Source organism: Pseudomonadota bacterium (genome assembly GCA_010028905.1).
Lineage (GTDB): Bacteria > Vulcanimicrobiota > Xenobia > RGZZ01 > RGZZ01 > RGZZ01.
In genome coordinates this window covers 1-4,230 of record RGZZ01000443.1, presented here as the reverse complement: position 1 = coordinate 4,230, position 4,230 = coordinate 1, and the positions used below count along the sequence as shown (strand labels likewise).

4 protein-coding genes are annotated in these 4,230 nt (G+C 68.6%); all 4 read right to left on the bottom strand.

The window, feature by feature from the left end:
- The coding region (locus EB084_20780) for a hypothetical protein (GenBank protein ID NDD30702.1) at positions 1-881 on the bottom strand (881 nt) is incomplete at its 3' end.
- Between the two features lie 26 nt (positions 882-907).
- Positions 908-2,098 carry a prephenate dehydrogenase/arogenate dehydrogenase family protein gene (locus EB084_20775; protein NDD30701.1) on the bottom strand — a complete coding sequence of 397 codons (1,191 nt, stop codon included), beginning with the start codon at positions 2,096-2,098 and terminating at the stop codon, positions 908-910.
- Positions 2,082-3,245, bottom strand: a complete 1,164-nt coding sequence (locus EB084_20770) for a hypothetical protein (GenBank protein ID NDD30700.1) — start codon at positions 3,243-3,245, stop codon at positions 2,082-2,084. Before EB084_20770 ends, EB084_20775 begins: the two co-directional genes overlap by 17 nt.
- Positions 3,246-3,284: 39 nt before the next feature.
- On the bottom strand, positions 3,285-4,230 hold a 946-nt coding region (locus EB084_20765; protein ID NDD30699.1), incomplete at its 5' end, for a DUF4185 domain-containing protein.

Sequence of the window (4,230 nt, the reverse complement as noted above, 5' to 3'; positions counted from 1 at the left end):
ACATAGATGGCCACGCCACGCAGCGATGTCGGGTCGGCCGCAAGCCCCTGGAGCGCCGCGCCAGGGGTCTCCGCTGACGGTCGATGGGAGCGGCTCGGCTCTTTGCAGGTCGGAACGCCCATCAGCAGCGTCGGTCGACGCGCGGGCAGCGACCCGACGAGCTGTCCCAGCGCGCTCGACGCCCATCTGAGGTAGCGCGTGTACGCCTGCGCCGTCGGCAGCCCCGTGTCATACGACATCACTGCAAGCTGGTCGCATCGCCTGGCCACTTCGGTGAAATAGTCGCGCGTCCACAGATGCGCGATGAGAAGCCAGGGCGGGCGCAGGTTGGGGGTTGCCACCGAGATGGGGGTTCCCCTGAGCGCCTCGCGGCTCTCGTCGAGCAGGGCAAGAAAGCCGGCATCGCCGTCGGGCGTGATCTCGAGATCGTACTGCACGCCGTCGAAGTGGGCCTCATCGACCAGCGCTTGTGCGGTGGTGATGATGCCGCGCCGCACTTCGGGGCGAGCGGCATCGATGGTGTCAGGGGCTTCCCCATACGACCATCGGGTGACGCCGCCCATCCAGGCGAAGAGTCGCACGCCCTTTGCCTTGAGGCGGTTTCGCACCGTCGCCCACGCGGGTGGAGCGGTCTCCGTGATGTGCCCTCGGCAGTCGAGGGGGCCCACGTGAATGAACACGTCGCCCACCGCGTGCGCGTCGAGGTTGCTCACGAGTGCGTCGATGTCGGCTGCAGTCACCTTTCCGGTGAACCAGCGATGCCCCATCCAGAGCGCGTTTCGCTTCCCGTCGAGCGAGTCGATGGGGGCTTCAGACGGCGCCACCAGGCAGAAGAAGGCCGCCATGACCACCAGCACGACGAGTGCGGAGAGCGCCAGCATTCGTGCCAGGCGTTGTCCGGCAGGGATCATGCGCTCTCTTCGGGGGGGGTGTCGAGCCCTTCGAAGTACCGGCGGTTCGTCTGCATCAAAGCGACGAAGGCCTCTGAGGAATCGCTCAAGGCGGCTGCCTCGAGTTCGGTGACGGCCTGGGTGAGTCGCTTGAGCACCGACGCGGTGTGCGCGTTGTGACGCTGAATCTCGTAGTACAGGCGCGGGTTCTCGCTCGCCACCTGACGCGTGGTGTGCGATTGCCTGGCGAAGGTGGTGCTCGTGACGCGATCGAGGTCGTGCACGCCGTGTCCGCTGGTGGCGAGAGCGCGGGCAAAGGCGATGTTCACCGCGTGGCTCAATCCGAGGACGTAGGCCATGTACTCGTCGTGCTGATCGAGCGGAATCTCGACGATGCGCAGCGCGGTGTCTTCGAACATGGCGCGTGCCGCCTCCGCCGCGGCGGGGTTGCCGCAGTCGCAGACGACGAGCACGCGACCGCTGAGCAGAACGGTGTCCGGTGCGAACATGGGGTGCACGCTGGCCACGTTGAGGCCTTCACGAACGGCGTGGTGCAACCGTTCGAGCACGGGGCTCTTGAGGCTGCAGATGTCGAAGATCAGCCCGCGAGGCCTCGCTTCGACCAGCGTCTCGAGAATGGCGGCGGTCTCGGTGATGGGCACGGCGAGCACGATGACGTCGGCGGCACGGGCGGCATCGCTCAGGCTTGCGGCGCGGGGGTACTCACAGGTCTGCGGACCGCTGTCGTACACCGTCACGCGATGGCCGTGGGCGGTGAAGAAGTGGCACAGCCAGTCTCCCATGCGCCCGCAGCCTCCCACCACCAGCACCGACTGATGCGGGCCGTCGTGCGGCTTCTCGGCCAGGTCGTGCTGGCGCCCCACCGCGGCCTCGATGAGCACGTTGAGCAAGGCCTGCCCTACATCGGGGTCGAGGCCCAGCTCGGCGCACGAGACGCGTGCCCGTTCGAGCACCTCGACCTCGGCCTTGAAGTTGCGGACGGGCAGGCCCGCCTGCTTCTTGTGGTGCCCGATCTGTTCGGCCACAGCAAGCCGCCTGGCCACCAGGCCCAGGATCTGTTTGTCGAGGCTGGCGATCTCTTCTCGCAGCCGGGCGATGCTCTCCAGCGCTTCTTGCTTCACAGGCGTTCGGTTCGCGCGCGGAGGGCGTCGTTCCTGGCGCAGGGCAGGGTCAGCGGGCGGGATCACGCGGGGCGAGCGTGATGCGGTCGCCCTCCCACGTGACAGGAATCGGGGGCGACAGCGTGAGCGCCTTCTCCCCAGGACGATCGTTCACGTACCAGCCCAGGGCGGTGTACTCGCCGGGGCGCGAGGGGTCGTCGACGAGCTTCACTGTGTAGAGGTTGTCGTCGGTGCGCGTCACCACGCCGTCACCGTTGACCGGGGAGAAGGGCCCCGTGAGGCTGTCGCCCACCCAGGCGTGCAACCCCGATTGACCTCCGCCCGTGGCTTCGGCCCACGCGGGCGCGTAGTCGGAGGCCCAGCACGAGAAGAAGAGGTACACCTTGCCGTTGCGCTCGATGACCTGGGGAACCTCCATCTGCGCGTAGCGACCCGGCGCCAGGACCGGCGCGGTCGCGGTGTACGGCCCGTCGAGGTGACTGGCCCGCGCCGCGCCGATGCAGCCCTTGTAGCGCGAATCACCCTCGCGGGTGCGCGCGGTGAACAGCATCACGTGCTCGCCGGTGGCAGAATCGGTGACCACGGTCGGGTCGCGCCAGGCCTTGTACACGGGTGACGTCTCGGTGGTCTCGTACCAGCGACCGTCGGGCTCGAGCAGGGCGTGCTCTGACCGTGAGAAGTGCACCCCATCTGAAGATTTCGCCAGGCCGATGCGCTGCAGCTGGCCATCGCGCTGGTTGCGGCCGGTGTAGAAGAAGCGGTATCCGCCGTCGGCCGCGCGATAGACGTTCCCCGTCCAGATTGCCTGATCGTCCCAGCGCCCCTTGTCGCCAGGGCCGAGGGCTTCGCCTACGTCGGTCCACGTGCGCAGATCGGTGGACACGGCTTGTCGCACGCGCGCCTGGTCGTGACGCGCCTCCGGGTCGGGGGTCTGTGGCGCGTCGAGATGGAACAGGCGGTAGAGCGGCGGCGTGACGCTGTCATCGCGCAGAACCCACGAGTCCCACAGATATCGGCCTGGCGGGGCGTATGAAGGGGGCGCTGCAGGGCGCGCGGCACGCGCGGTCTCGCGCAGCCGCTGCATGTTCGCGGCCAGGGCATCGGTGCGCCGCTCGCCCAGCGCGATCCGATCGGCCGGCTGCGGAGCGTGACCGACAGCCTGGACGGGCATCGGCTCAGGGCGGGTCAGCGGGCGAGGCGTCTGGATGCGCATGCCCCGATGATACACCCTGCCCCTTAACCCATGCTGAAATCAGAGCGAAAGCCGAACGAATCTTGGGGCGTACGCGGACGCTTCGTCGCGCAGCCGCTCTGGCGTCGGCGCATTGCAGTTGTAGGTGAGCACGAGCCCCGGACCGTCCAGCTCCGGATGGGCGCGCGCACCGTAGATCAGCAGCCCGCGACTGGCCTCGGGGGCGCGATAGGCGGTCACGACGTCGCTCCACGGCCCTTCGGGGTAAGGGGCCCAGCGCAGAGCGATTTCCGGTGACAGTCCGCGCGGGCTGTACACGGCCAGCCATCCCCCGCGAAACGGGCTCACGCTCATCTCTGGCGCGGCTTCGGTGAACAAGGGCTGGGGCGTGCCGGCCTGTCTCCAGGCGCCCGCGCAGAACCACGTCCACGCGCCTCCGTCGCGCTTCCGGCGCGCCACGCAGAGGCTGCGCGATGGGTCATCCGGGCGAAGGCCCCAGGCATAGAGCCACGCACCCTCAACCGCCACGGCGGCGCCGAGCTGCACCCCCCCCTGCGAGGGCCCCGGCGTCTGTGAGACGACGCGCCATCGCGTGGGTGCTTCGCGCGGATTCTCGATTTCGAGCAGGTCGCTGGCATACCAGTCGAAGTCGAATCCGAACGCGCCTCCCTTGACCGAGCGCACGCGCATGCAGAACAGCTCGAGCCCGCGCTCGGTGATGGCCCCCTCGCCCGGCCAGTACCATTCGAGGGGAGCGTCCTTCGGGCACAAGAGGTCGGCTTGGGTGGGAAAGAACGCGAACGCCCCGTCGCGCAGCCAGGCCGCGCTGTTATGCACCATGCGGGGGGCGACGCGTCGCTGATCGCGCACCTCGCCATAGAAGGTGTCGCCGAAGAGCCAAAGCGACAGGCGGGGAGACAGGGCGAACGAGTGGGCCCCGTCTCCTCCTGTCCAGCCGGAGGTGCGCTGCAGCAATGCGTCGAGGGCAGGGATCGGGGTTGCACGC

What these genes read in the sequence shown, in the direction of transcription:
- EB084_20770 (NDD30700.1), bottom strand. Translation starts at nt 3,245, where the DNA reads ATGCGCATCCAGACGCCTCGCCCGCTGACCCGCCCTGAGCCGATGCCC.